Here is a 26,444-nt window from a genome sequence, read left to right on the forward strand (position 1 = left end):
AGAGCCGGCTTGCTAATGCCAGCTCTAGAAGGAGATCTTCAAGCCCAACTTTCCGCCGACCGTTGAGCTGTCCGACGAAAACTTGCCGCGCAACTCACTGCTCAGGGTCGACCGCTCCGACATCTTCAGATTGAAGCCGGCCGACAGCGCCACGGAAAAATCGGCGTCGTCGAAATCGATCTCCCTGTTGTCAATCGTGGCGGTGTTCTTGTAGGCGAAGCGCTGCTGCAGGTCGGCCCGCGCATAGGGGCTGAACACCATGCCGTTCTCCATCGCGTAGTCCGCATAGATGCCTGGCTCGAATTTGAAGGCGCCGAATGAAATCCGGCTCTTTCCAAACTGGTTGCCACCGCTGTCGGTGTAATCGTCGCCGGTGAAGCTGACCCCCAGCATGCCGCCACGCAGATCGAAGCGCATGCGATCGCTCAGGGCAAAGATATGGCCGATAGAGCCGGTTACGGCATAACCAATGGTGTCGTAGCTGCCGGTTGTGTTCAGCACGCCGCTGGTAACGTCGGTTTCGCCAATGAAGGTCGAAGCCGAAACCAGCCCGTAATTGACACCCTGACGGAACAGCGCATATCCGCCGAACATGCCGCTCTTGTTGTCGGCGTCGCCAATGAAATCAAAGCCTTGCAGCGAGCCCATGCCGACATCGGTCGAGGCATAGCCGCCGAAGAGCCCCAAATTCAGCCCGTAGCGGTCGTCGAAGCCAAAATGCTTCGCGGCGTTGAAATCCAGGCTAATCGCGGCCGAAAAATCATCTGCATCAAAGTCTGGCCCCGGAGCTGTCAGCCCGTTTCCGCTGATGGTGAAGCCGTCATGCTCTGTGTGGGCGAACTGGCCGGATGCGAAAACCCCGAACGTCGAAGTGAGCTGTACTCTCTGGACGCCGTTGGCCAACCCGAGATCAGAAGCTATCGCGTCCCGATTGACGCCGTAAAGCGCATCGATCGCCGTCTCGACCGTGCTGGCATTGACCGCGCTGTTGGGGGCTACCGCGATGCCGAAATTGGCTGGAATGGCGCGAATCAGCAGACCACCGGTCGGCCCGGGAATCACCTGGAAGATAAAGAGTGAACCCACTGTGCCCGGAATACCCTGGATAACAAAAGTTCCGGCAACCGGACCGTTGGTCGAAATGATGATCGGAATATCGGTCGTGGTGGCAAACTGGGGCGTGCCGACCAGATTGACCAGGATCGTGTTGACGCCGTTCGCCGCAAACGCCGACGCGATGAGTTGGTCCGCCTGGCTTGTCTGCTGGTTGAGATCGAGACCGATGGTGCCGCTGTTGAGCGTCAGGCCTCCGAGCGTAAAGACATCGTCTGCGGCGCCGTCGATCATGTTGATGGTCGAATTGGTCAGATTGAGGTTGCCCGCCAGGTTGGCATTGCCGTTGACGAAAAGCGTGGAAGCGTTTGTCAGGCTCAGCAAGCCGATGCCTTGCGTTCCCGTGCCAAAGCCGAGCGTGGAGTTGGAGGCGGAGACCGTGTTGAAACCGGTGAAGTTCTGCGTTTTCGTGCCGCCGGCGGCGAGATCCTCGTCGGTGATGGTAGCGACACCGCCCGTGCCGCTGAAAAGCACCCCGTTGCGCAGGGTGAGCGGATTGGCCACCACCGAACCGTTGATGATGAGCGTGTTGCCGGAGATGCCTGTGATGTCGCCACCGATGGTGCCGCCGTAGAGACGCACCGTTTCGCCTTCCACATCGCCGCCGATCGTGCCGCCGGAGATAGTAACCTGGTCCACGCCTTCGTTGCCGCGGACATCGTCAGCTATACTGCCGCCCGAAATTTCAATCTGGTCGTCGCCCTCGTTACCGGCAACGTAATTGCCGATCGTCCCGCCGCTGATTGTCAACAGATCGTTGCCGGCGTTGCCGCTTACCGATCCGCCAAGCGTGCCGCCGGTCATCGTGAAGACATCGTCGCCATCTTCCAGTCCAACCGAATCCGGCCCGACGGCGGTATTCACCTGGATGTTCGCGGTCCCGGAAATCGTCACCCTGTCGTTCTGGCTGCCGGCGAAAAGGGAGCCCTGAACGAGGCCGCCGCTGATGTCGTATATGTTGCCTCCACCCAGGCCGAAAAGGGAGCCGGTGACGGTGCCGCCGCTAATGACAAACGTATCGATTCCTGGCGCTTCCCCTTCGACTTCTCCGAAGACATTGCCGAATAAGGTGCCTCCGCTCATTTCGAACCGGTCGTCGCCGGCTCCGAGGTTGACGTCGATGGGAGTGCCGGTCGTCCCGCCCGTGCCTATCGTCCCGCCTGAAATGACGACCGTGTCGTTGCCGCCAAGCATGTCGATGTTGGGGCTCGGGTTCAGGTTCTCCTCAAAACCATCTACAGGCGGCGTGGCTGTACCGGCAACGCCCGCCTCAATGCTGCCGCCCGACATGTTCAGCGTGTCCGGTCCGCCGCCGAGATAGATGTCGTCGAAGCTGGTGTCGAACGGCGCCGTGATCGTTGGCGCCGTGTCATCGCAGGTCACATCCACCGAAACAACCGTTTCACCCTCAAAAATGGGGGTGGCTTCGCAGGCCGCCTCCGCCTGTCCCGGAATGAAAATCGATGCTGCCCCGATCGCCAGCGCGGAAGCGCCACCCAAATACAACGCCCGAGTTTTGCCGGTCATTGTTCCCCTTCCAACTACGTTCACGCGCATTTCAAAACTGCGCATGACGCGAGGGCTGTCCGCGATACCACCCCTTCAATCCCCCGGGCAGGCAAAACGAACTCGGCGTCAACCTGAAGATACCATCACGTGAGAGCGGAGGATATAGTTCGAGCCATCCGCCTGTATGTGAAGTGAAGCGCATACAGAACGCGCCCGCATGTTGTTTTTTGAACGTAACGCTGCCGGTCAGAATTTTCGTATAAAAGGCAATCGATTGAAAATTCAACAAAAATCGATGTGGCCTGACCCCGCAACCAAAGAATAGCAGGCATTGCATTCTCGCCATTCGGCGGTGTTGCATAAAGATCACGCGAGAAGTGGTTTAGTCACAAAGGAAGGTTTGCTCGCGCTGCTCCAAAAAGACTCAGCAAGTCGAAATGAAGCACAATACTCAACCATACGATGCGGTCCTTACCCTATCTTTGAACTGATTCTTGGTGTAAAAAATGGGACTTGGTCTTCGGAGATACCGGTCCGGAAATTCGGACCGATCCTCGCATCTGGCGAGCGCCTCGAAGGACCGATCTTGTCGCAGGCCGGGACGAGCACGCTGACATGCCGCACGACCACAAATATTTTCTGCGCATTCCGTTTCTGCTGCTTCTCGCCCTGATGTGGTCGGTTGGCGTCGTGTGGGCGGCAATAGAGGAGCAACCGTCGCCGCTGCCGCGCAATCGCCTGGCGATCGTCATTGGCAACTCCAACTATCAGAGCACGCGCCTCGAGCACCTGGCCAACGCGGCGAACGACGCGACGAAGCTTGCGGAAAGCCTGAAGAGACTGAACTTCGACGTGCTAATCCAAACCGACCTCTCAGCGGAAGGCTTCGCCAAGCTCTTCCGCGACGCCGACGCGAAACTGGCTGCCACAAGTTCGGTACTGATCTTCTATGCCGGCCATGGCGTGCAATTGCAGGGCGAAAACTATCTGCTGCCGGTGGATACTCCCGATCCGGAAAGCATGGAAAAGCTGAGCGCCAGGGCCGTCAAGCTCAATGACGTGATCGCGCGGTTTGCCAGCCGCGACCGCCAGACCTTCGTGTTTCTCGATGCATGCCGAAACAACCCGCTCGGCAGCGGCGCCAACACCGGCAACGGTCTGGCACAGGTAGAAGTCGGCGAAAACACTTTTATCGCCTTCGCCACGCAGCCCGGCAACGTGACCGTCGACGGCTCCGGAGACAACAGCCCGTTCACCACGGCACTGCTGAAGAATGTCGAGATCCCCGGCCTCAGCATTTCCGACATGATGATCCGCGTCCGCAACGAAACGGAAGCATTGACCGTCGGACGTCAGGTCCCCTGGGACCAGTCGAACCTGCGCGAACAATTCTATTTCACCGAACAGCAGGTGCTCGATCCGGCGCAACTGAGTGCAAGCCTGTCGCGCATCCTTTCCGACCCGGTCGCCAAGCAAAAGCTGCAACTGGAACTCGCCTCGAACGACCTCCAGACCGCAGTGCTGATCGTCGGTCAGACTTTGCGCTCCGTTGAAATTCCCGCCCAAGCGAAGGCCGCTCAAGCACAGACAGGCACGCAGGTCGCCAGCCTTTCACCCAAAGCCATCGAGGGCGCCCGGCAAAGCGTCGTCTCCGGCCTCGAGACCCTGATCGTCGGCACGTCGGCTGGCGAAACCGATGACGCCAAAGCCACAGACCTCGCGCGCAGCATCCAGACGGAACTTCGCCGCCTCGGCTGCTATCGGATGACGGTCGACGGCGACTGGGGCAAGGGTTCCATCAGAGCGCTCACCGATTACTACAGGAATACCAAGCAAGCCATGGCGACCAGCGATCCGACCGTCGAGCTGCTGGGAGATCTCTTCCTGCGTTCAGGCCGCATCTGCAAGCAGCCGGTGATCGTCAAGAAAGTCAAGCCACCGAGAGTGGCAGCCGACGAAAGCCGTGGACGCGCTTCCAAGGCGGCGACTGGCAACCGCAAAGCCATGGGCCGCTCACAGACCAGAAGCCGGCCGGCCGCTCCTCCACCGGATATCAGCGGCGGCATCGGCATTGGCGGTGTTTTCTAAAGCATGTCACGCAAAAGTGTGGGGCGATTTTGCGATAACGACATGCATAGAATCAAAAACTTACCTTGCACAAATCACGCGGCGAGGCAGGGGTGGCGATGAGTTCGAAGGATGATCCTTCCGGCTCCGGCGACAAAACCATCATTCGCCCCAGCCTTGCACGACCGCCGAAGGCTGACAGGCGGGAAGCCGCCACGCCGCAGCCCGCATCCGCGGAAAACCCTGGCGCTACGGTTTTCGATCCCGCAAGCATTCAATCCGCTCCGCCTGGCTGGTCGTCGGGAACGGTCATCTATCAGGGCACATCTTTCGCCGTGGATAGCCCCGCCGAAAGCGGCGAAGCCGGCATCAAATCAGCCGACCTGCCCTCTCCCGCGACACGGAAAATCCCGCTGGATGTTCTGCTCGGAGCGGGGGAAGGCAAGGAATACGCCTCGGCCAATCCATTCATCGCTGCCGCGGCGCCACTGCTGATCCTGTTCGGCCATCTTCGGCTCATGGCTCCTGACATCGAAGCATCGCCGCTGGCAGAGCACATCGCCGGAGCGATCGAAGAATTCGAGCGGAAGTTTGCCGACGCCGGCATTCCGGCGGAAGACGCGCGCATCGCCAAATTCGTCCTTTGCGAGACCGCAGACGACATTGTCGGCAACCTGCCCGGTTTCGACAAGGATGTCTGGAAGCCGCACGCCATGCTGTCGCATTTCTTCCAGGCGGGAACGCCGGGCGCCGGCTTCTTCAGGGCATTGAACAAGATGCTGGCCGAACCCGAAGCGCATCACGATCTGCTGGAGCTCATGCATGCATGCCTCGCCCTCGGTTTTGAAGGCCAATACCGTGGCTTGCCGCGCGAAGACGGCAGCCTGCAACGGGTCCGGCAGGACGTCTACGATACGCTGCGCTATTTCAAGCCCAGGCCGGGCAACGAGATTTCGCCGCGTTGGCAAGGCCTGTCGGCTGCGATGGAACACACGGGGCTGCGTGTACCGCTCTGGTCCATCGCGGCGGCGACACTTGCCCTCTTGGTCGGCGCGTTCTTTGCGATGCGCATCGCCATCACCAATCAGGGCGACGCACTTGCCGACGAACTGCTGGCCCTCAACCCATCCACGCCCGTCGTTATCCAGCGGGCGAGCTTCGTGCCGCTGACCGAAGAAGTGAAACCTGCCGCCACCGCACAGATCGATCGTGTCCGCGCGGCCCTTGCGCAAGACATCGAGGCCGGCGGGCTGACTGTCGCCACGAAGGGCGATTTCATTGTTGTCGAAGTCAACAACCTGATGCTGTTCGCGTCGGGGAAGGCCGAGATAAAAGCCGAATTCGAACCGGTCGCCAGCCGCATCGCCGCGGCACTCGAACCCGAGCCGGGGCCGATCCGGATCGTCGGCCATACCGATAATGTGAAACCGCGCAGGTCGAGCGCCTTCAAATCGAACTACGACCTTTCCGTAGCCCGCGCCAAAGCCGTCGAAAAAGTGGTGGCTTCCAAGATCGCCGATCCATCGCGGATCGCAGTCGAGGGCAAGGGCGAGGAAGAACCGATCGCAGACAACGCGACGCCGGAAGGCAGGACCCGCAACCGCCGTGTCGACCTGATGATCCCGCGGGAGGAAACGCTGTGAGCGCCGAACGATCGCGGAGTGACGGAGTGCGCGCGTGACGCTGTGGCTGCTACGGATATTCAGCGTGTTCGCCCTGATCGGCTTTGCCACCGCCGTGTGGTTCGCCGGCCCTCTGATCGGCTTTGCCGACACGAGGCCGCTTGAACCAGCTTGGCTGCGGGCGACGATCATCGGCGTGACTGTTGCCCTGGTGGGAGGTTGGTATCTTTTCCGCTTCTGGCAGATGAACAAGGCTCAGAGAGCCCTTGAGGCGGCAATCGCCACCAGCACCGGCGACCGGGACAGCGACACCGCCGTGCTCGAAACGCGCATGAGCGAAGCCATCGCCACATTGAGGCGCGCGAGCCACAAGCGCAATTTCCTCTACGAGCTGCCCTGGTACATCGTCATCGGTCCGCCAGGCGCAGGCAAGACCACCGCGCTTGTCAATTCCGGGCTTAAATTTCCGCTCGCTGGATCGGGTCAGGCCCAGCCGGTAGCAGGCATCGGCGGTACGCGCTACTGCGACTGGTGGTTCACTGACGATGCCGTGCTGATCGACACGGCCGGACGATACACCACGCAGGACTCGGACTCCGAAGCGGACAAGAAAAGCTGGCTCGCTTTCCTGTCGCTGCTCAAGCAGCATCGCGCAAGGCAGCCGATAAACGGCGTCATCCTGGCCATAAGCCTCTCCGATCTGATGACGCTCGGCGGCCAGGACCTCGGCGCCCACGCAATCGAGATCCGCAATCGGCTGGAAGAAATCCACGAAATCCTCAAGGTCGACTTTCCAGTCTACGTTCTATTCACCAAGGCTGACCTGCTGCTGGGTTTCATGGAATATTTCGGCAGCTTCGACGAAACCCGCCGTCGCGAGGTGTGGGGCGCTACGTTCCAGACCGCGGATCGTCACAAGAACATGATCGAGGCGGCACCGGCGGAGTTCGACGCACTGGCCAAGCGCCTGTCCGACGAAATCTCTGATCGCCTTCACGAAGAAGCCGATCCGGTGACGCGCGTTTCTATCTTCGGCTTCCCGGCCCAGTTCGGATTGCTGAAGGACGGGGTCATCGAGTTTCTTGGCCGCGTCTTCGAGCCGACACGCAAGCGGGCAACCGGCCTGCGTGGCTTCTATTTTTCATCCGGCACGCAGGAAGGCACGCCGATCGACCAGGTGCTCGGCGCCCTCGGCAGGAGTTTCGGCAGCGGTGTCGGAGCCCATCTGTCCGGCACCGGCAAGAGCTTTTTCCTCCATGACCTGCTGGCCAAGGTTATCTTCGCCGAATCCGGATGGGTCTCGCACGACAGAGTGGCCGAAAGGCGCGCTGCGTTCATCCGATACGGCAGCTACGCGGCGATCGCGCTTGCCGCCGCTGTCGTGCTTGGCGCGCTGGGCTTGAGTTTCACCGCCAATGAGGCGCTCGTCACATCGAGCAAACAGGCAGTCCAACAGTATCGCACGACGGCGGAGCCGCTGCTTTCGAGCGCAACGGTGGCGGATGTCGACCTCGAAAACGTCATCGGTGCGCTGGAAGCGTTGCGCAATCTACCAGCCGGCTACGAAAACCGCGATCTGCCGACGCCGGTCGGGGAAACGCTCGGTTTCAGCCAGCGGGAAAGGCTCGTTTCGGCATCCGAGACGGCTTACAGGCAAGCGCTGGAGCGCATGTTCCGCTCGCGCCTGCTGCTCCAGGTCGAGCAAACGATCGAAGCAAACATGAGCAATCCGATTGCGCTTTACGAACCGCTGAAAATCTACCTGATGCTTGGCGGCAAAGCGCCGAAATCCGACGACGAGTTGATCGTTGCGTGGATGAAGCAGGATTGGGAGCAGAACCGCTATCCGGGCGCGCAAAATCGTGCCGGACGCTCCGAGCTCGAGAAACATCTGCGTGCGATGCTGGCGCTCGACGATGCCCACGACGCGACCTTCGAACTCAATCGTCCATTGGTCGAATCCGCGCAGCGCTCGCTCGGCCGCATGACGGTGGCGGATCGCGCGCTGGCGCTTGTCCAGTCGGATATCTATTCGGCCGCCCTCGACGATTTCTCCGTGGCGACGAGAGGCGGACCGGAAGCCCCGCTCGTCTTCGAAACCGTGGATGGAAGCGACCTGTCGACGGTGAAGGTGCCGGGCATCTATTCGCATGCCGGCTTCAACGATTTTTACCTTGCCCGACTGGCCAAGGTTGCCCAAAAACTCGTCGACGACCAATGGGTGATCGGCGCTGGCGGAGAACAGGGCGGCTTCGACCAGGAGCTGCTGCGGCTCGGCCCCGAGCTTCTCGACCGCTACGGCAAGGGATTTGCCGCAGCCTGGAACGGTGTCCTCGACAGGCTGAAGTTCAAGCCGCTGGCCGCGGACAAGCCGGACTATCTCACGCTCTCGGCCGCCGCGTCGCCGACATCGCCCATCATTCAGCTTTTCGAGGCTATCGCGCAGGAGACCGCGTTGACGCGCGAGCCCCAGGCCCAAGGGATGCAAGACACCAAGGATCGCGCCAAAGGCCTTGCACGCGTCGGCATTGAACTGCCCACCGGTAAATCACAAAGCAGGGCGGGCGCCGCCTTCGCACAGTCGGCGGTCCAGAACCCTGGCGGCAGCATAGAAGCGCAGTTCAAGCCCTTTCAGCTGCTGGTCAATGGCCCTCCCGGCCAGCGCCCGGTCGACGCGCTGATCCAGAATTTCCGCGATATCCTCCAAAGCCTCAAGCTGGCAGCGGCGATGCCGGCGCAGACCGACCGGGCCAACGCCAACCTCCAACTGCAAATTTCCAGCCTTCGCGCCAACGCGTCGCGGCTGCCCAAAGCGCTTTCGAGAATGGTCAATGGCGGCGCCGACGATTTTGAAGCAGATGTCGCGGAAACCTCCATCGCGCAGCTGGATCAGCGGCTGGCCGAGACCGTCAGCAGGCCTTGCGATGATGTAACGGCTAATCGCTTTCCCTTCACCAGCGGCAGCAGCGACGAAGTGCAGCTGGTGGATTTCGCCAAATTGTTCGCCCCGAGCGGCGTGATCGACAGGTTCTTCGCGCAGAACCTGTTGCCGCTCGTCGATACGGGAGGTGTGAATTGGCAATGGAAGCAGGACACCCGCCTTGGCCGGGAGCTTTCGAAGTCCGCCCTGAAGCAATTCCAGCAGGCCGCCGAAATCCGCGACGCGTTTTTCCCGATGGGCGGCTCGGTGCCGGCGGTAAACGTGACCTTCACCCCGTTCTCGCTGCACGGCGACGCCGACATGGCGCTGCTCGATGTTAATGGGCAGATCGTGCAGAGCTATCAGACGGGCAACGCACCAGGCATCGTGACATGGCCTGGCAGCCTGGAAGCCGGCTCCGCGCATCTCAGCCTAACGCCTGAACTTCCCGGCCGCGAATCCGCCGTCAAATTCGACGGACCCTGGGCCCTTAAGCGGTTGCTGGACAGCGCAACGATGACCCGCAACGGTGACAATCTGGAAGCGCGTTTCGTGATCGGCGGCCGTGACGTCGCTTATACGGTCCAGGTCGCCTCGGGCGGCAATCCATTCGCGCTTCCCGCGCTTTCAGGCTTCAGTTGTCCGACAAGTTTCAGGTAGGCACTTGTTTCGCGATACGCAGAAGAGCCGAACAATGATTACAGCAGCCTGGACCCGCATGCTGGATGCATCTCGGGGGAACTGCCACGACTTAATTTTTGTACTCTAATGTTCAGCCGTGTGGCAGAGTGCCGGGAGCCGGCGTGCGGGAAAACGCCGCGGAGGAGCGCTGAGAAGCGCCTGGACCGATTTGAACGATGCCGCCCTCCCCTTCGAGAGTTACGGCGTGAGCCACAAGGGCTGCGTGCGTCAGCTTAACGAGGACAGCTATCTTATCGAGCCGAGGAGCGGGCTTTGGCTGGTGGCTGACGGGATGGGAGGGCACGATGCGGGAGAGATCGCTTCCGCGAGCATCGTCGAGCACCTAGCGACCATCGGCATTGCGAGTTCCGCACCCGACCTGCGCGCCCGCTTCGAAGACAGGTTGAGCCGCGCCCACGCCGAAATCCGCGGCATTTCCGCGGCACGTGGGGTGACCATTGGCTCCACCGTCGCTGCCCTCCTGGCGATGGACGGCAGATTTGCATGCCTGTGGTCCGGCGACAGCCGCGTGTATCTGGTGCGCAATGGTTCGATCTCGCAGATTTCGCGCGACCATACCGAAGTCCAGGAATTGCTCGATCGCGGCATGATCACCCCAAGCGAGGCGCGGAGCTGGCCCCGCCGCAATGTGATCACCCGCGCCGTTGGCGTCAGCGACGATATCGTCATCGACTTCCAGCAAGGGGAAGTCCTGCCGGGTGATATCTTCGTTCTCAGCACCGACGGCCTGACGGCTCATGTCACGGATGCCGAAATCCAGGCAGCCGTTGTGTCGGCTGCACCACAGACAGCGTGCAAGAAACTGTTAGCAACGGTTCTCGAACGCGGCGGCACCGACAACGTCACCATCGTGCTTGTCCGCAGCAAAGTTGGTCATAATGGCCGTTCCGCCGGTCCTGGCGCCTACAGGTCTGAAGGCTGAAGCCGTGAGCGACAACGACGACAAGACGCGAATTTTGCCGGACATGGCTAAAACCGGCGTCGGCACCCAGTTGAGCGGCATCTACGAGCTCGACGAGCGCATCGCGTGCGGGGGCATGGGCGAAGTCTATCGCGGGCACAACATCCAGACCGGCGACCATGTCGCCATCAAGATCGTCTTGCCGGAATTCGCCCGAGACCAGACCATCCTGTCACTGTTCCGCAAGGAAGCCACCATCCTCAATCATCTGTCGCACGACGCCATCGTACGATACCACGTCTTCACCATCGATCCCGGTATCGGGCGTCCCTATCTGGCGATGGAGTTCGTGGATGGCCAGTCGCTGTTCGACGTCATGCGGCGCGGCGCCATGTCGACCGAGGACGTGCGCAAGCTTTGCCACCGCCTCGCTTCGGGGTTGAGCTTCGTCCACGAAGCCGGCGCCGTGCACCGCGACCTCTCGCCGGACAACGTCATCTTGCCAGGTGGAAAAGTGGAGCGCGCCAAGATCATCGACTTCGGGATCGCCCGGTCGGCGACGGTCGGCGGCGAGACGCTGATCGGCGGAAAATTCGCGGGCAAGTACAACTACGTCTCTCCTGAACAGCTCGGCCTCTATGGCGGCGAGGTGAGCGAGCGCTCCGACATTTACAGCCTCGGGCTGGTGCTGGCGGCGGCGTTGCGCGGGCAACCGCTGGAGATGAGCGGTTCACAGTTTGAAATCGTGGAAAAGCGCCGGGTCGTGCCCGATCTCTCGGGTATCGACGAAGAGCTTCGGCCGATGATCGAGGAGATGCTGCAGCCCGACCCCCACGACCGGCCGACCGCCGCCGAAATCGCAGAGATGACGCGCAGCGTGGTGAGCCTTGGCGACACGCTCACTCCGCGCTCCAAGGCGCCTCGCGAGCGCGGAACCGTCCAGCCGCAGCCTGTATCTCCCGACCCCTGGGTCGAAACGGGAACCTCCAGCACTGCGGATGATCCGGCGGCCCCGCCCGCACCGCCGAAAGCAACGGAAGAGCCCAACTTCGTCCCGCACAGGCCGCCCGCCCTTTTGTCGCAGCCTCGGCCAGCGGCGGTGACGCCGCCTGTTCGCCCGCCGACTCCCCCGCCTGCGACGAACATTCGAAACATGGTGATTGCCGCCGCCGCCGCGATGGTCGTCCTGTTGGGCGGAGGCGCCTATTTCGGCGGTTTCCTGACGCCGCCTCCGGCTTCAAACGGCGACGCAGTTCCGCAACTGACCCCCGATCTTTCGAAGCCCGAGACCGTAGCTCCGACGAGCCAACCGGTAGAAAATACAACGCCGCCGGAAACCCAGACCCAAAACAAAGAGCCACCATCCGGTGAAACGGCGAGCGGGCAGAACCAGGACGCTTCGCTGCCTGTTGCCCCTGCAGCCAATTCCCAGACCGGAAGTACGCCGCCTGCACTTCCGACAGGCAAGACGAGCGACCAGCCAGAGAGCGCCACGTCTCCGGCCGATGTCCGCCCGGAGACCGAGGTGTCCTCGGCTTCGTCCGCAAAGCTGAGGGACAACTCTGCCAGCCAAGGCGAAAAAGGCCCCCAATCGGAAACCGCCGGGCAACCGCCCGCGACACCTCCGACAAACAAGACGGCAACAAACCAGCCTAAACAGAGCAACCCAACGCCGATACCGGATAGACTGCAGCCGAAGCAGCTGGAGACAACCGCCAACCAAGGTAGCGAAGCCCCTCGAGCGGGGAACGCGCCGACCGCAGCGAATGACCAGCCCACTGTCACGAATGGGCAGGTGACAAACCCTGCCAGTGACGGTCAGGGCGATACGAATGTCGCCATCAACATTCCCGAACCGGGGCTCCCCACGCTGCAGCCCGATGTTCCGACACAGTCCCAGCCTCCGACCAAAACCATCGACGGGGTTGCCCAACGCATATCCTGGCTGCGCGATTACATCGGCGGAGACTGTTTTTATGCCGCTGCGACCTCGGCGACCGACAAAGCCATCGAGATCGAAGGTTTCGGCACCACGGTCGAGCCTTTCATGCAGATGCTGGAAGCTTTTCGTGACAAATTCCAGCTCGAACCGGACGTCAGCGTGCGCCTCATCGAGCCGGCGCAATGCGAGGTCACCCAGTTTCTGCATGCACTCGGCCCCAGTTCGGCGGAGAAGCCGCATCTTTCGCTGGCGCAGACATCGGTTCCGGACGGCTCGCCGGTCAGCGGGACGCTGGAGATCGCAGGAGGATCGCGAGCCAGCCTTTTGCTGATCGATCACAAGGGAATGGTGTTCAACCTCGACGAACGCGTCGTTGTCGAGGCGGGCAAGGCGAGTTTTTCAATACCGATCGGGCTCGGCGACGCAGACAAAGCCAGCGGAAAAGCCGTCCCGCAAATCATTATCGCAGTCATCGGCAGCTCCGACATCGATGCTGCGACTTTCTCAAATCCGGTACCTGCAACCGTCGCCTTTCCCAAAATCCTTGCAGAAATTCGCGAAAAGGGCGGCGAATTTTCCGCAACTGCCAAATATTTCCAGCTCGGCGGGTAGCATGAACACCGATGGAACTCCGTCGCTCGCGCACTCCCAGCCAGCCTGAAATAGCCCACGCAGAGCCGGCCGTGCTGGTCCCCGCACGCTTCGCCTTTGCGGTCCGGCGAGCGATTGTCGCCTTGGCCTCAGCCTTTCTGGTTCTGTTTGCCTCGGAGCGCGCGCAGGCTGAATTCACCGTCTGCAATCAGACGCTCGACGTGGTCAACCTTTCGGTCGGCCAGGAAATCGGAGGAGCGTTCCAGACGGATGGCTGGTGGACGATCGGCGCAAACCAATGCGTCAATGTCATCCGCGAGGAACTGGCGAACCGCTACATCTACATCTACGCGACGGACGTCTTTGGGAATGCCATCCTGAACGGCTCAACAGAGATGTGCGTCGAGCGGCGGCGCTTCAGCATCCGCGGCATCGAGGAATGCTGGCAGCGCGGCCACATCGCGGAACGGTTCTACGAAGTCGATACGCTCCAGCAGATCCGGTGGACCTTCTTCCTGACCGGGCGAAGTCCATGACGCACGACATCGACGTCAGCTTCCGGCTGCGGAAACAGGCGCTCGCGGCGCGGCGCAGGCAGGCGCGCTGGCGCAGGCTGTTCGCTGGCCTGGGAGTTATCGCGGCACTGTCGATTGCCGCAGCCCTGTATTTCACTGCGGACTACTGGTCCTTCGGCGACGTGAACGAAGAGTTGGAGGCGGTCGAGGGAACCGACGAGGTGCCAGCGGACGCATCGGTCTATGTGCCGGCGATCGTCGACCTGGCTGGCGATCCCATGTGGATCAAGCTTTCGCAAGGCAGCAGCGCAGCAACAAAGGGCCGCACCATTACCCGGCCGGCCGAACTCCAACAGGCGGGGATCTCACCACAGCTCGAGATTCTTTCGGATGCGATGCTAAGTTCCAGCGAACGTTTCATGACGACGATACCCTCCTCGCAGGAGGATTTTGCATTTTTCCAGGCGCAGCGCTCGGCTCCCGCCTCCCCTGCTGACGATTTGGAAATGGACCTGGTGCCTTCGCCGGACGCCGGCGATACGAGCCCTTCGACCTCCGTTGCGGAGACCGCAGCGCTGGACGACGCGAGCGCCGGCTGGGGCGAGACGATCGATGCGGGTGAAGCCGACCTTCCCGCTTTTCAGAAAACCGCGGTCGAAAACAACACCAGCGTCGCGACGGTTACGCCTGAATTCGAGCGGTTCGAGGCGACCGAGGATATCTTCGTGAAGATCCTCAACAATCGCACCCTGGACAGTGTCGCGCTCGAAGCGCACTTCTCCTCGGATGACGCAAAGCTGGTTGGCGCAGCGCTGAAATCGCTATTCAATCGCGAAAACCTGGAGCCGGGCTATGTCGTCGCCTTGCGTGGTTTCCGGCCGAGACGCGAGACCATCACGCCGTCCCTGATGCAGGTCTCGATCTACGCCAAAAACGTCTATGTCGGCACAATGGCGCGCAATGCGGCAGGGGTATTCGTGGTGGGTGTCGATCCCTGGGTGCGCGATGATCTGTTCAACTACTCCGGCACGCCGGATGAAGGTCCGCACAAGCGCCAATACCGGCTGCTGGACGCCATCTACTCGACCGCTGCGCGCAACAATGTACCGACCGGCGTGATCGGCGAAGCCATCATGTATCTGTCGCGCGGCCAGGACCTGAACGCCTTCGCCACCTTCAACGAGCGCCTGGTGCTGATCTACTCGCAAACGGCGCGCGGCAAGGACGGCGCCACGGGACGGGTCCTCTATGTGGGTGTCCTGGGTGGCGAAAAAACCCTGGAGTGCTTTGTCTTCCAGCAAAGCGACGGCGAGTTCGCGTGCGTCACCGGAGACGATCTGGTTCGCTCGTTGACCGTCACCAACGGCATGGTGACGCCGGTCAGCGGCGTCATGACCTCCACCTTCGGGCCGCGCAAACATCCGATCCTGGGCACGGTCCGGATTCACAAGGGTGTCGACTGGGCAGCACCGATCGGCACGCCGATCGTGGCTGCGTTCGATGGCCAGATCGCCTTCGAAGGAGACGGTGGCGGTTACGGCAATCTGGTGCGGATTTCGCACGCCAACGGTCGCGAGACGCGGTATGCGCACATGTCGCGTTTCGCGCCGAACACTGGCGTCGGCACCGCCGTCAAGGCCGGCGACATCATCGGTTATGTCGGCACGACCGGCCTGTCGACGGGGCCGCATCTTCATTTCGAGCTTTATCAGTACAACGACGCCATCGACCCGTTGGGCACGGTCACGGTCATGGCGTCCGACGATTCCTCCGTCGAACTGCTGACCAATCGCATCATCCAAGTGGAGAGCGGCGGCAGCGCCCGCGCCAAGAATCCTTTGTCTTCGGCAACGGGTCTCGGTCAGTTCATCTCGTCTACCTGGATCAGGATGATGAACACCTACCGGCCGGACCTGGCGCGAACGCTTTCGCAGACCGAGTTGCTAGCCTTGCGCTTCGACCCGACCATCTCACGCGAAATGGTGCGCAACCTGGCACGCGAAGGCGAAGCCTACCTCAAGGCGCGCGGCCACCAGATCACCGCGGGCCGGCTGTACCTTTGCCACTTCCTTGGCATGGAGGGCGCCCATCAGGTACTGACGGCATCCGGCGACGCGATGCTGATCGATCTCCTCGGGGCCTCGGTGATCCAGGCCAATCCATTCCTCACCGGCAAGAATGCCGCCTACGTCGCCAACTGGGCGGAGAGAAAGATGCGCAGCCGGAGCACATGGACGCCATCATCGCAACCAACGTCGATTACAAAGGAAGTCCGGCAGACATCGCCCGAGTTCGAGAAGTTCAAGAACGCAATCAGTGCGATCGTGACTTCAGTCACGGACACCATCTAGGCATTTGCTGGGGGCGGAATCGCTTGGCGCGCAAGGACACGCTAAAAAGCGGAATGCCCGGTTCAGCCCGAATGCACTCCGCTCTTGTCGAGAAGTCTATCTTTCGCGTCGAGCGAACAACCGCCGCTAGCCTGAGAACTATTGCACCTTGATGCGCATCTCGACCCGCCGGTTGGCCGGATCATAGGGATCGGCGCTACGTGGATGCGTTTCGCCCAGACCGATGGCGCTGAGACGGGTCGGTTCGATGCCGTTTGCCAGGAGGAACGCGGTCACCGCCTGAGCCCGCCGCTGCGACAGCCCGTCATTGTAGACCGTCGATCCGGACGCATCGGTATAACCCTCGACAACAAACGCATGGGCCTTCAGGCGATTGTCCTGCAGCGCCTTGGCGAATTCGGCGAGTTTTGCGCGGGCGTCAGGCGCCAGCTCCGAAGAATCGAGGTTGAAATTGACCAGCATGTCGAGCCCTGTCTGCACGGGCTTCTGAGCCTTGCTTTTGCATTCGTCCTCGGTGCCGACGCATATCCCACGTGACGCTCCAAGGTCGGCCGCGTTGGCAAAAAACTTGATGATTTCATCGGAAGACTGAAGGGGATCGGCAAATGCAGTTGAAGACATCAGTGCCGACACGAACACCAAGACCGAAGTACCTGTCCGCATCGCGGTGTCTCCAGTTTGAAATCTGACTAGCAGCAGACGGGAACGTATAATTTAAATCTCACACGGTCTTCTGTCAACAAAAACGCAGGTGTCGACAACAGATGCAAACGCCGGCAAACGATATCTTTCAACCGTTTTCCTTAGTTACTATGATCATTCAACAAGATTTGCTTTGGACGTAGCGACATAGGCAAAAGCTGGATACGCTTCAATGCGATCGCCGATGGGATGGCGATCATCTACGGCGCGAAAGTCGTCGAGGGAAATTGGGGAGGTATCGTGGCCATGGTCAACGGGCTTCGATTCAAAACGGCAAGGGATCTGTTTGCGGCATATCCCGCCGCCTCCCAGGATATGAAAGCAACCCCCACCGACCAGCCCTCGCTCGAATTCTGCCGCTCACTCCTCGCCAGCAAAGTTCCCGAGGAGGCGGTGACCTTTTGCGCGTATCTGCTGCCGGATCGCGCCGCCGTCTGGTGGGGCCACGAGTGCCTGAACCACCTGACGGAATTGCTGGAGGAGCAGGATCACAGGCTGTTGGCGCTGGTTCACGACTGGGTCAGCGAGCCGCTCGAGCATAGAAGCCACGCCGCCATAAATGAGGCGAGCGCCGTAGGGCAGAGAACGCCCGCCGTCTGGATCGCCTTGGCCGCGGGGCAAAATGGCATGAGTGCCTACGGCGACGAAACATCACCCCAGGCGTCGTCGGCGACCGCCCGCGCTGTCAACGCCGGAATTCTCGCAGGGTTGGCGCGGGTCGCGCTCGCAGACCGTCTTTCCATGTTGATTGCCTTCGTTGAAATGGGCATCCACCTGGCCGAGATGGAAGGCGCGCGCAACCTGTCGGACGAACCGTCTTGAGCCGAACTTCCGCAACAGACCCGCTGGTCATTAGACCCTCCCGCGAACTGCATTCAGGCATTAACCTTCCGAGCAGGCAGCCTTTCGCAGTCTTGAACCTCATGGCGATTATGTTTACCTAAGGTGAAATTTTTGATCGAGGGAACGATGGCGGGAAAACGGGCAAGAACCAACAAAAACAACGACAAGCGATCTGCCGCAGACGCGCCGACGAAAATCCCGGCGTCGCCCCCGCCCAAGCAGGCACCCCTGAAGCAAGACCCGCATGCGACGCGCGACACCCGCGAAAAGGTGCTGGAGGTGGCGATAGGCCACGAAGTTCGTGCCTTCCGCAAGAAGCTCGGCATAACGGTCGCCGACCTCGCCGCGACCACCAACATTTCGCTTGGCATGCTGTCGAAAATCGAGAACGGCATCACGTCGCCATCACTGACCACGCTGCAAGCCCTGTCGCATGCGCTCGGCGTACCCCTTACCTCGTTTTTCCGCCGCTTCGAGGAAGATCGCAACGCCGTCTTCGTTAAAGCCGGCGAAGGCGTGGATGTCGAACGGCGCGGCACGCGTGCCGGCCACCAGTACAATCTGCTAGGCTACATCGGCTCCAACACCGCCGGCGTGGTGGTCGAGCCCTATCTCATCACGCTCAGCGAGAACTCGGATGTGTTTCCGACGTTCCAGCATGACGGGATGGAATTTCTCTACATGCTGGAGGGCGAGGTGGTGTACCGGCACGGCAGCAATCTTTTCCGCATGCTTCCCGGTGACAGCCTGTTCTTCGACGCGGATGCGCCGCACGGGCCAGACGAACTGACCAAGCTTCCGATCCGCTACCTGTCGATCATCTCCTACCGGCAGGGCGGCGGGCAGGAATAGAAGCCTGCGCGATCACGCGTTTGCCATGACAAAGCTCAGGCGGGCGCGCCGATAGGCATCCGGAATGGAAAGCGCCCAGATGAACAGTCCGCCGGCATGCCGCGCAACGAAGGACTGGTCCGGCGTCGTCGTCATGTAAGTCAGCACCGAGAAGAAAAGCACGAAGAAAGCGAAGACCAGACCGCGCGGGGCCTGGCGGATCGCCACATGGCCAGCTCCCGGCAGGACGATCGCCAGCGCCAGGACGATATAGGGATTGATCGGTCTTTTCATCGCGCTGCCGCTTTCATCTAAGCCACGAGTTCCGCACACGAGGCTTTTTCGCCCGTCAGCGTTGCGCTCAAAGCTTCCAGTTCGCCGACCGCCTGGCGGATCAGCGCCGGAGAAATCTCCCCGACCGGGAAACGCACCTGTCGCAACAGGAGATGCGCGCCGCGATCGCCCTCGGCTGCCTGGCGCACGAGACGCACACCACGCGGCGTGATCACTGCCTCTTTTACGGCCGGATCGCGGAACAGCGAACGGAACATCGCCGTGGCGCGTTCGATATCCTCATCTGCGGCGCGGCCGTCGCCGCGCATCAGCAGTGAGCCTTCCGTCTGCGGCGGGGCGATCCATTCCGGCAGGTCATGGACCATGGAATAGAACTCGGCGCCGGTCGGGCGCGAAAGCGCCCCTATCGAAGGGCGTCGGCGCTCGCCATGTTCGGCGAGCGTGAGCTTGAGCCAGAGCTGCGGCAGCCGCCGAAAGACCAGCGTGTCGGCAATCAGCTCGATCCTGATCTGGCGGCCATCCGCAAGGCGGCCCTTGAGAACGGGAAACCCGTCGCGCGCGATCGAGATTTTGCCGCCGGCTAAAAGGCCAGCCGCCGAATCGAGAAGGCGGCCTCTCCGGTCCAGCATGCCGCGGTGTTCGCGCAGCGCCATTGCCGTCAGCACCGCGATTGCTGCGGCGGCGAAGATCAGGAGCGCTGCGGTGGTGCTCATCGGCATGTTCCGAGGCGCGGCTTCATGCTGCGCCGCGCCTCCATCTGCTCAGTAGCCCTGCGGGCGCGGCCACGGCATCGTGAACTGGTCGCCGCGGCGCACGAAACGATAGCGCCAGAAGTGGAACCACAGCGACGCCACGATATAGAAGCACATCATCGCGATGAGCTGGGTGCCGTAGCCGAGAAACACCGCGATATAGGCGGTTGCGCAAAGCACCAGCAGCACGATCGCCGGCAGCGGGTGGAACGGGTGCACGTATCCGCGCTTGATGGTTTCGAGCGGCCATTTCCTGCGGAACATCACCATGTTGAACGACATGAACGTGTAGCCGAGCAGTCCTGACAGGATAGAGAAGGTAACGACCTGATCCAACGGCGCGCCGAGGGCGAAGATCAGCGCGATCGGCACCAGGAAGACGATCGACCGGTAGGGCGTGCGGTAGACGGGATGTACAGCACCGAACCAGATCGGCAGGTAGCGATCGCGGCCCATCGAGAACCAGGCGCGCGATGCGTCATTGATGCAGCCATTGGCCGAAGCGAGCGTCGAGAAGATGGTACCGATGAACAAAAGCACCATCAGGCCGGTGCTTCCGGTGACGCGCGCCGCATCGAACAGCGGCGTGCCGGCCTGGCCGAGATACTCCCACGGAATGAGACCGGAGCAGACATACCAGGTCAGCGTCGCCGCGATGAGAAGCGTCATGATGCCAGCCATGGTGCCGTAAGGAAGAGAGCGCGAAGGAGAGCGCACTTCCTCGGCGGCCTGGCAGGTGCCCTCGATGCCGAGATAATACCAGAGACCGAAATGGATGGAGGCGATGATGCCGACCCAGCCATATGGCAACGGCTCTTCGGCCACCGCCGAAAAATCGAGAGGAACGTTGGAGCCGCCGAACTGCACGACCAGGAACAGGATGATGATGGCCAGGAACGCGATTGCGGTGATGACGAAATTGAACGTCAGCGTCGCCAGTACGCCGCGATAGTTGAGCCAGGCCAGGAACATCACCGCCAGGATGATGAAGGGCTGCTGGTTGAGCCCGGAATGGCCCTGCATGCCGGCCACCGTATCGAGGAGGAAGCCGATTGTAATCGCATTGCCGGCCTCCAGCATGGTGTAGGCCATGACCAGGAAAAGGCCGACGTTGAAGGCCATCAGCGGCCCGACGATGTGCTTTGCCTGGGCATATTGTCCGCCCGCGGCGGCCACGGTCGACGTCACTTCGGAATCGATCATGGCAACGCAGGTATAAAGCAGCCCGGCTACCCAACAGGCGACCAGGCCGGCGATCATGCCGCCTTTGCCGATCGCGAAATTCCAGCCCATGTATTCGCCGACCAGCACGATGCCGACGCCGAGCGCCCAGACATGTCCAGGCCCGAGCACGCGCAGCAGCTGCAGCCTTTCAGGCGCCGCCGCCGTTGATGTCACATTTGCCATCGCCCGCTCCCCTCAGATCTGGTGACGTTCCTGCGTGGCCTCGATCTCGCCTTCGCGCGAGGAGGTCAGCAGGTCGTTGTCGTAGGTGGAATCGACGCGGGCGAGATCAACGAGCATCAGCGCCGCGAACAACACCGACAGAGCCCAGGCCGCATATTCCAGTATGTTCCACATATCCATCGCCACCTCCCCCTAGCGCTTCGGCCCGAAACGTTCGTCAATCACTTCGCGGTATTCTTTGTCGGAAAGCCGCACGACCATGACGAAGTAACCGATGACCAGCACCGCCATGACGATGAGCGCGGTCCAGCTGAAGTCGTAGTTGAAGCGCGCGGTGACAATGTCGTTCGCTGCTGCCGGGTCGGTAATGCCGAGGGCTGCCCATTGCTGCTGTTCGACGACATTCTGGTTGAGCGTCTCCCAGGTGGGATTCTCGATCGGATTGGGTGTCTTGGTGGCGCCGGCGAGCCCGAGATAGAGCGGCAGATAAAGTGCTCCTACCGTCAGCACGAGCAGGACGACAACGTCGACGATCTGGGCGACGAAACCTTGTTTCGGCGGTTGGTATGCCATTGGTGTGCTCCTAGCGCCGGCGGCTGCGCATCTCGTCGAGATGCTTCAGGTCGAGACCGTAGATGAAGTGCTTGTCGTGGCCATAGTGGCGCAGCATCGCGACGATGGCCGCGGTGTTGAACACCAGCACAAGCGCTCCGGCAGCGACAAGGATCATCCGGATCCCGGGCACTGTGATATGCGGCCAGACGACCAGAAGCGCGAAAAGGATGGTGATCCAGAGAACCGCGACGAAGGCGATTGCCCCCAGACGGTCGCGTCCGTGCATTTTGTCAATACGTTCGTCAAGAGTCATCGAGCCAGCATGCTGGCCTGGTGTCGCGTCCATCTTCCCCTCCCTGAGGCTGAACGACAGCGGGCTTTTCGTTGATTGTACAGAAAACTATTTGCCCAAGAGGAATATCTGGAAAAGCCGGGGAACTGTCAAGCAAAGCCTGTGTTGCGGCGCAAGGGTTCGTTGTTGCAGCGCGGAAAATTAGCCGCGCCAAATGTATGAGACTGGCCGCTCCCAATATGGCCAAGCTCTCGAAGCAGAGCCGTGCAGGCAAAGTCCGGTGCGTTTTGGATGACGCTTTTACAAATCGCTTGACGGCGTAATCGAATGGGACAATCTTTATCACAAGGAAAAAAACAAGACTGAGAGGAAACCAAGTGAGCGACCCCGGCGCAGATCGGGGCGCGCAGAGGGGGTTTGTCTAAAACAATGGGGAACCGATTTCATGAGCGCTTACACTGACACCATGCCGGCCGGGGCAACCGGTCAGCTTCATCGAACGATCGACTGGCGCGGGGCCTTCTGGGTCGCCAGCGGCGTACCGCCGCTCGTCCTGTTTTCCATCGGCGGCATCGCCGGCACGACTGGCAATGTGGCATTTCTGATCTGGACCTTCTCTATGCTGATGGGGTTCGTCCAGTCGTTCACCTATGCCGAGATCGCCGGGCTTTTCCCTAACAAGTCGGGCGGCGCCTCGGTCTACGGCGCGACCGCTTGGCTGCGCTATTCCAAGTTTGTCGCGCCGCTTTCGGTCTGGTGCAACTGGTTCGCCTGGTCGCCGGTACTTTCGCTGGGCTGCTCGATTGCGGCGGCCTATATTCTCAACGCGCTGGCGCCAATCCCCGGCTTCACCGAAACTTCTCCGGAGGTCTTGCAGTACCTTGCCGCCAATGCAGGCGCGAGCGCCGCTGACGCGGTCGCTGCCGTTACCGCGGCTGCGACGCCGGCTATCCGCAACTGGACGCTCTACAGCCACTCGCTCGGGCCGGTCAGTTTCTCCCTGAACGCCACGTTCTGGATCGGTGTGCTCCTGATGCTGCTCACCTTCGCCATCCAGCATCGCGGTATCCTCGGCACCGCCAACGTGCAGAAAGTAGTGGGCGTCCTGGTCATCGTGCCGCTGCTGATTGTCGGCGTCGTGCCGATCCTGACGGGACAGATCAACTGGGACAACTACTCGCCGATCGTACCGCTGGCCGCAGCCTATGCACCTGAGCCCGGCGCCTGGAATATTGCCGGCTGGACGCTGGTGCTGGGCGGCATGTTCATCGCCGCCTGGTCCACCTACGGCTTCGAGACCGCCGTCTGCTACACGCGCGAATTCAAGAACCCGGCCACCGACACCTTCAAGGCTATCTTCTATTCCGGCCTGCTTTGCATGCTGCTCTACATCCTGGTGCCGTTCACCTTCCAGGGTGTGCTCGGCCTCAACGGCATGCTGGCGACGCCGATCGTAGACGGCTCCGGTGTCGCCGACGCGCTGGCCGGAATGGTCGGCGGCGGCGGGCTGATAAAAAGCCTGCTGGTCATGCTGATGATCCTGGCGCTGCTCCTGGCAATCATGACCGCCATGGCGGGTACCTCGCGCACTCTGTACCAAGGTTCGGTCGACGGCTGGCTGCCGAAGTATCTCAGCCACGTCAACGAACATGGCGCGCCGACCCGGGCCATGTGGACGGACCTCGTCGTCAACCTGATCGTGCTTGCCATTGCCTCCGCCGACGCAGCGAGCTTCTTCTTCATCCTCGCAGTGTCCAACTGCGGATACATCATCTTCAACTTCCTCAACCTGAATGCCGGCTGGATTCATCGCATTGACAACGGCCACATTGCGCGGCCCTGGAGGGCGCCGACCTTCCTCATCGCCGCTGGTGCGGTCCTCGCCTACGTCAACGCCATCTTCATGGGCGCCGGCGCCAAGGTGTGGAACCCGATGGCGCTGTGGGCCGGCCTGTTCACCGCGGCGCTGATCATCCCGGTCTTCTGCTTCCGCCATTACATTCAGGACGGCGGCAAGTTTCCGGAACACATGCTCGACGATCTCGGCATCCGGCAGCAGGATCTGAAGGTCAGGAAGGCCGGCATCCTGCCCTACCTCGCCCTCGTTACCGGGCTGGCGGTGGTGCTGCTCGCCAACTGGTTCTTCGTTTTCTGAACGAAGCCCAGATATGTTCTTCTAAAGACCGGCGCGAGCCGGTCTTTTCTTTTGGGCAGAGGATCGCAAATCCACACCCGAGATCGATAGACGTCTTCTATCAGTCAACCGAAATCGCGCATTGACTGCATAGGGCAATATCGTAATTTAACTGCCATGCAAATATTTTTCTCCCTGATTAAGTTGGAGGGAGATATCCGGAAGATGCCTGCAGTCGATGAGGGGAGCGACGCAATGCCAAAAAAATTGCCCGATCTGCACCAGGGGCACGCCCCGACCCTGCTCCACCATGCTTTTCATGACGCGCTGGAATTGCTGGAGGACCAGCATCTGAATGACAGGGAACCGCTCGTGGCGGTCGAAGGCCAGTTGTTTCCGGTCATCGAAATTTTCACCCGGATGCTCGAATGCACGGATCTCGTCCCGTTGCGGACCCGCGATCTGATCGGCGCCGTCTGGCAGGATGCGCCTGTCGCCGAACGCGGAGACAGTTATGCGCACTGGGCAAGATTGATGCTTTCAGTGCACGGCGAACGCCAGGCGGCAAGGCAACGCCCCGCGATCACGCCGGCTCCTCCCCCGCAAACCGCCGACGCCTGCGCCTGCGGCGCTTTGTGAACGCTTCGCCGCTGCGGTGCTCCGACCCTGTCCGGTTCTTCTTCAACCCTGCACTTCAACTCCATATTCAAGGAAATAACCCCATGGCCGACGTTAAGAGCGACATTGAGATAGCGCGCGGCGCCAAGAAGCAGGCGATCCAGGCGGTTGGTTCGAAGCTTGGCATTCCGACGGAGCATCTTCTACCTTATGGCCACGACAAGGCGAAGGTTTCGGCGGAGTTCATCGCCTCGAAGAAGGGCGGCAAGGACGGCAAGCTGATCCTGGTGACGGCGATCAACCCGACGCCGGCCGGCGAGGGCAAGACGACGACGACGGTCGGGCTTGGCGACGGGCTGAACCGCATCGGCAAGAAGGCGGTGGTGTGCATCCGCGAGGCCTCGCTCGGACCCAATTTCGGCGTCAAGGGCGGTGCCGCCGGCGGCGGCTATGCGCAGGTGGTGCCGATGGAGGACATGAACCTGCACTTCACCGGCGACTTCCACGCCATCACCACCGCCCACAACCTTCTGTCGGCGCTGATCGACAACCACATCTACTGGGGCAACGAGCTCGGCATCGACACCCGCCGCGTGGTGTGGCGGCGCGTCATGGACATGAACGACCGGGCGCTGCGCGAGATCATCGCCTCGCTCGGCGGGGTCGCCAACGGCTTCCCGCGCGAGGCGGGCTTCGACATCACGGTGGCCTCGGAAGTGATGGCGATCCTGTGCCTGGCCACCGACCTGAAGGACCTGGAGAAGCGGCTGGGCGACATCATCGTGGCCTACCGGCGCGACAAATCAGCGGTCTATGCCCGCGACCTCAAGGCCGACGGCGCCATGGCGGTGCTTTTGAAGGACGCCATGCAGCCGAACCTGGTGCAGACGCTGGAGAACAACCCGGCCTTCGTGCATGGCGGCCCGTTCGCCAACATCGCGCATGGCTGCAACTCGGTGGTGGCCACCACCACGGCGCTGAAGCTTGCCGACTATGTCGTCACCGAGGCCGGCTTCGGCGCCGACCTCGGTGCCGAAAAGTTCTTCGACATCAAGTGCCGCAAGGCCGGGCTGAAGCCTGCCGCGGCGGTCATCGTGGCCACCGTCAGGGCCATGAAGATGAATGGCGGGGTGAAGAAGGAAGACCTTTCCAAGGAGAATGTCGAGGCGGTGGTGAAGGGCTGCGCCAATCTTGGCCGCCACATCGAGAATGTGCGCCAGTTTGGGGTGCCGGCGGTGGTGGCGATCAACCACTTTTATTCCGACACCGAGGCCGAGATCCAGGCGATGAAGGACTATGTCGCCGAGATGGGCGAGGAGGCGATCCTGTGCCAGCACTGGGCCAAGGGCTCGGCCGGCATCGAGGAGCTGGCCCACAAAATCGTGGCGCTGGCCGAATCGGGCGCCTCGCAGTTCGCGCCGCTCTATCCCGACTCGATGAAGCTGTTCGACAAGATCAACACCATCGTGCAGCGCATCTACCGCGGCTCCGAGGCGATCGCCGACAAGAGCGTGCGCGACCAGCTGCACCAGTGGGAGCAGGCCGGCTACGGCAACCTGCCGGTGTGCATGGCCAAGACGCAATATTCGTTCTCGACCGACCCCAACCTGAGGGGCGCGCCGAACGGCCACACGGTGCCGGTGCGCGAGGTCAGGCTGTCGGCCGGCGCCGGCTTCGTGGTGGTCATCTGCGGCGAGGTGATGACCATGCCAGGCCTGCCCAAAACACCCTCATCCGAAAAGATCTTCCTCAACGGCAAAGGACAGATCGAAGGGCTGTTCTA

At 61.4% G+C, this 26,444-nt stretch carries 20 protein-coding genes; 12 read left to right on the top strand and 8 right to left on the bottom strand.

Going from position 1 to position 26,444, the window contains the following annotated elements; genetic code table 11:
- Positions 1-24: 24 nt before the first annotated feature.
- Positions 25-2,640, bottom strand: a complete 2,616-nt coding sequence (locus F3H98_RS25295) for a beta strand repeat-containing protein (protein ID WP_149763110.1) — start codon at positions 2,638-2,640, stop codon at positions 25-27.
- Positions 2,641-3,237: 597 nt separating this feature from the next.
- Here F3H98_RS25295 and F3H98_RS25300 point away from each other — a divergent pair.
- From F3H98_RS25300 to F3H98_RS25330, 7 genes are all read left to right on the top strand, one after another.
- Positions 3,238-4,710: a caspase family protein gene (locus F3H98_RS25300; RefSeq protein WP_149763111.1), complete on the top strand. Its 1,473-nt coding sequence runs from the start codon at positions 3,238-3,240 to the stop codon at positions 4,708-4,710.
- A 98-nt stretch (positions 4,711-4,808) separates the two neighbouring features.
- Positions 4,809-6,332 (top strand): type VI secretion system protein TssL, long form, encoded by a 1,524-nt coding sequence (gene tssL / locus F3H98_RS25305; protein WP_149763112.1) that lies wholly within the window; start codon positions 4,809-4,811, stop codon positions 6,330-6,332.
- 34 nt (positions 6,333-6,366) lie between these two features.
- Entirely contained in the window at positions 6,367-9,891 is a 3,525-nt protein-coding gene (gene tssM, locus F3H98_RS25310) for a type VI secretion system membrane subunit TssM (RefSeq protein WP_149763113.1), read from the top strand.
- Between the two features lie 226 nt (positions 9,892-10,117).
- Positions 10,118-10,855 (top strand): PP2C family protein-serine/threonine phosphatase, encoded by a 738-nt coding sequence (locus F3H98_RS25315; RefSeq protein ID WP_425294870.1) that lies wholly within the window; start codon positions 10,118-10,120, stop codon positions 10,853-10,855.
- A gap of 4 nt (positions 10,856-10,859) precedes the next feature.
- A complete protein-coding gene (locus F3H98_RS25320; RefSeq protein ID WP_342211634.1) occupies positions 10,860-13,388 on the top strand; it encodes a serine/threonine-protein kinase in 2,529 nt (842 codons plus the stop codon).
- 11 nt (positions 13,389-13,399) lie between these two features.
- Positions 13,400-13,903: a DUF1036 domain-containing protein gene (locus tag F3H98_RS25325; protein WP_149763116.1), complete on the top strand. Its 504-nt coding sequence runs from the start codon at positions 13,400-13,402 to the stop codon at positions 13,901-13,903.
- Positions 13,900-16,233, top strand: coding sequence for a peptidoglycan DD-metalloendopeptidase family protein (locus tag F3H98_RS25330; protein WP_149763117.1), 2,334 nt, complete (start codon positions 13,900-13,902; stop codon positions 16,231-16,233). Before F3H98_RS25325 ends, F3H98_RS25330 begins: the two co-directional genes overlap by 4 nt.
- Positions 16,234-16,371: 138 nt before the next feature.
- Here the strand turns inward: F3H98_RS25330 and F3H98_RS25335 are convergent, their stop codons facing one another.
- Entirely contained in the window at positions 16,372-16,896 is a 525-nt protein-coding gene (locus tag F3H98_RS25335) for an OmpA family protein (protein WP_149763118.1), read from the bottom strand.
- 228 nt (positions 16,897-17,124) lie between these two features.
- Here F3H98_RS25335 and F3H98_RS25340 point away from each other — a divergent pair, with 228 nt between their 5' ends.
- Together F3H98_RS25340 and F3H98_RS25345 are read left to right on the top strand one after the other, a co-directional pair.
- The gene (locus tag F3H98_RS25340) at positions 17,125-17,757 is read left to right on the top strand and encodes a DUF6931 family protein (RefSeq protein ID WP_244621886.1); all 633 of its coding nucleotides are present in this window, start codon (positions 17,125-17,127) and stop codon (positions 17,755-17,757) included.
- Between the two features lie 147 nt (positions 17,758-17,904).
- Complete coding sequence (locus F3H98_RS25345) at positions 17,905-18,630, top strand: helix-turn-helix domain-containing protein (RefSeq protein ID WP_149763119.1); 726 nt, start codon at positions 17,905-17,907, stop codon at positions 18,628-18,630.
- A gap of 12 nt (positions 18,631-18,642) precedes the next feature.
- On the opposite strand, the gene F3H98_RS25350 is transcribed toward F3H98_RS25345, so the two are convergent.
- The 6 genes from F3H98_RS25350 to F3H98_RS25375 are packed head-to-tail and all read right to left on the bottom strand — an operon-like array spanning position 18,643 to position 21,963.
- A complete protein-coding gene (locus tag F3H98_RS25350; protein WP_149763120.1) occupies positions 18,643-18,903 on the bottom strand; it encodes a hypothetical protein in 261 nt (86 codons plus the stop codon).
- A gap of 17 nt (positions 18,904-18,920) precedes the next feature.
- The gene (locus tag F3H98_RS25355) at positions 18,921-19,616 is read right to left on the bottom strand and encodes a hypothetical protein (protein ID WP_149763121.1); all 696 of its coding nucleotides are present in this window, start codon (positions 19,614-19,616) and stop codon (positions 18,921-18,923) included.
- Between the two features lie 48 nt (positions 19,617-19,664).
- A complete protein-coding gene (locus tag F3H98_RS25360; protein ID WP_149763122.1) occupies positions 19,665-21,062 on the bottom strand; it encodes an APC family permease in 1,398 nt (465 codons plus the stop codon).
- Between the two features lie 12 nt (positions 21,063-21,074).
- Positions 21,075-21,242 carry a hypothetical protein gene (locus tag F3H98_RS25365; RefSeq protein ID WP_188130556.1) on the bottom strand — a complete coding sequence of 56 codons (168 nt, stop codon included), beginning with the start codon at positions 21,240-21,242 and terminating at the stop codon, positions 21,075-21,077.
- Between the two features lie 12 nt (positions 21,243-21,254).
- A complete protein-coding gene (locus F3H98_RS25370; protein WP_149763123.1) occupies positions 21,255-21,635 on the bottom strand; it encodes a hypothetical protein in 381 nt (126 codons plus the stop codon).
- Positions 21,636-21,645: 10 nt separating this feature from the next.
- The gene (locus tag F3H98_RS25375) at positions 21,646-21,963 is read right to left on the bottom strand and encodes a hypothetical protein (protein ID WP_149763124.1); all 318 of its coding nucleotides are present in this window, start codon (positions 21,961-21,963) and stop codon (positions 21,646-21,648) included.
- A 391-nt stretch (positions 21,964-22,354) separates the two neighbouring features.
- Between F3H98_RS25375 and F3H98_RS25380 the strand changes: the two genes are divergently transcribed.
- From F3H98_RS25380 to F3H98_RS25390, 3 genes are all read left to right on the top strand, one after another.
- Positions 22,355-24,064 (top strand): trimethylamine N-oxide permease, encoded by a 1,710-nt coding sequence (locus tag F3H98_RS25380; protein ID WP_149763125.1) that lies wholly within the window; start codon positions 22,355-22,357, stop codon positions 24,062-24,064.
- A gap of 156 nt (positions 24,065-24,220) precedes the next feature.
- Positions 24,221-24,682, top strand: a complete 462-nt coding sequence (locus F3H98_RS25385; protein ID WP_149763126.1) for a BRA0787 family protein — start codon at positions 24,221-24,223, stop codon at positions 24,680-24,682.
- A gap of 83 nt (positions 24,683-24,765) precedes the next feature.
- On the top strand, positions 24,766-26,444 hold a 1,679-nt coding region (locus F3H98_RS25390; protein ID WP_149762434.1), incomplete at its 3' end, for a formate--tetrahydrofolate ligase.

Origin of the sequence: Neomesorhizobium albiziae (assembly GCF_900114255.1) — a bacterium.
GTDB lineage: Bacteria > Pseudomonadota > Alphaproteobacteria > Rhizobiales > Rhizobiaceae > Neomesorhizobium > Neomesorhizobium albiziae.

Bases quoted from the DNA above. Each gene is read 5' to 3' on its own strand.
- F3H98_RS25295 (WP_149763110.1), bottom strand. From the start codon at position 2,640: ATGACCGGCAAAACTCGGGCGTTGTATTTGGGTGGCGCTTCCGCGCTG.
- F3H98_RS25300 (WP_149763111.1), top strand. From the start codon at position 3,238: ATGCCGCACGACCACAAATATTTTCTGCGCATTCCGTTTCTGCTGCTT.
- tssL (WP_149763112.1), top strand. From the start codon at position 4,809: ATGAGTTCGAAGGATGATCCTTCCGGCTCCGGCGACAAAACCATCATT.
- F3H98_RS25325 (WP_149763116.1), top strand. From the start codon at position 13,400: ATGGAACTCCGTCGCTCGCGCACTCCCAGCCAGCCTGAAATAGCCCAC.
- F3H98_RS25330 (WP_149763117.1), top strand. From the start codon at position 13,900: ATGACGCACGACATCGACGTCAGCTTCCGGCTGCGGAAACAGGCGCTC.
- F3H98_RS25335 (WP_149763118.1), bottom strand. From the start codon at position 16,896: ATGCGGACAGGTACTTCGGTCTTGGTGTTCGTGTCGGCACTGATGTCT.
- F3H98_RS25340 (WP_244621886.1), top strand. From the start codon at position 17,125: ATGGCGATCATCTACGGCGCGAAAGTCGTCGAGGGAAATTGGGGAGGT.
- F3H98_RS25345 (WP_149763119.1), top strand. From the start codon at position 17,905: ATGGCGGGAAAACGGGCAAGAACCAACAAAAACAACGACAAGCGATCT.
- F3H98_RS25350 (WP_149763120.1), bottom strand. From the start codon at position 18,903: ATGAAAAGACCGATCAATCCCTATATCGTCCTGGCGCTGGCGATCGTC.
- F3H98_RS25355 (WP_149763121.1), bottom strand. From the start codon at position 19,616: ATGAGCACCACCGCAGCGCTCCTGATCTTCGCCGCCGCAGCAATCGCG.
- F3H98_RS25360 (WP_149763122.1), bottom strand. From the start codon at position 21,062: ATGGCAAATGTGACATCAACGGCGGCGGCGCCTGAAAGGCTGCAGCTG.
- F3H98_RS25365 (WP_188130556.1), bottom strand. From the start codon at position 21,242: ATGGATATGTGGAACATACTGGAATATGCGGCCTGGGCTCTGTCGGTG.
- F3H98_RS25370 (WP_149763123.1), bottom strand. From the start codon at position 21,635: ATGGCATACCAACCGCCGAAACAAGGTTTCGTCGCCCAGATCGTCGAC.
- F3H98_RS25375 (WP_149763124.1), bottom strand. From the start codon at position 21,963: ATGGACGCGACACCAGGCCAGCATGCTGGCTCGATGACTCTTGACGAA.
- F3H98_RS25380 (WP_149763125.1), top strand. From the start codon at position 22,355: ATGAGCGCTTACACTGACACCATGCCGGCCGGGGCAACCGGTCAGCTT.
- F3H98_RS25385 (WP_149763126.1), top strand. From the start codon at position 24,221: ATGCAAATATTTTTCTCCCTGATTAAGTTGGAGGGAGATATCCGGAAG.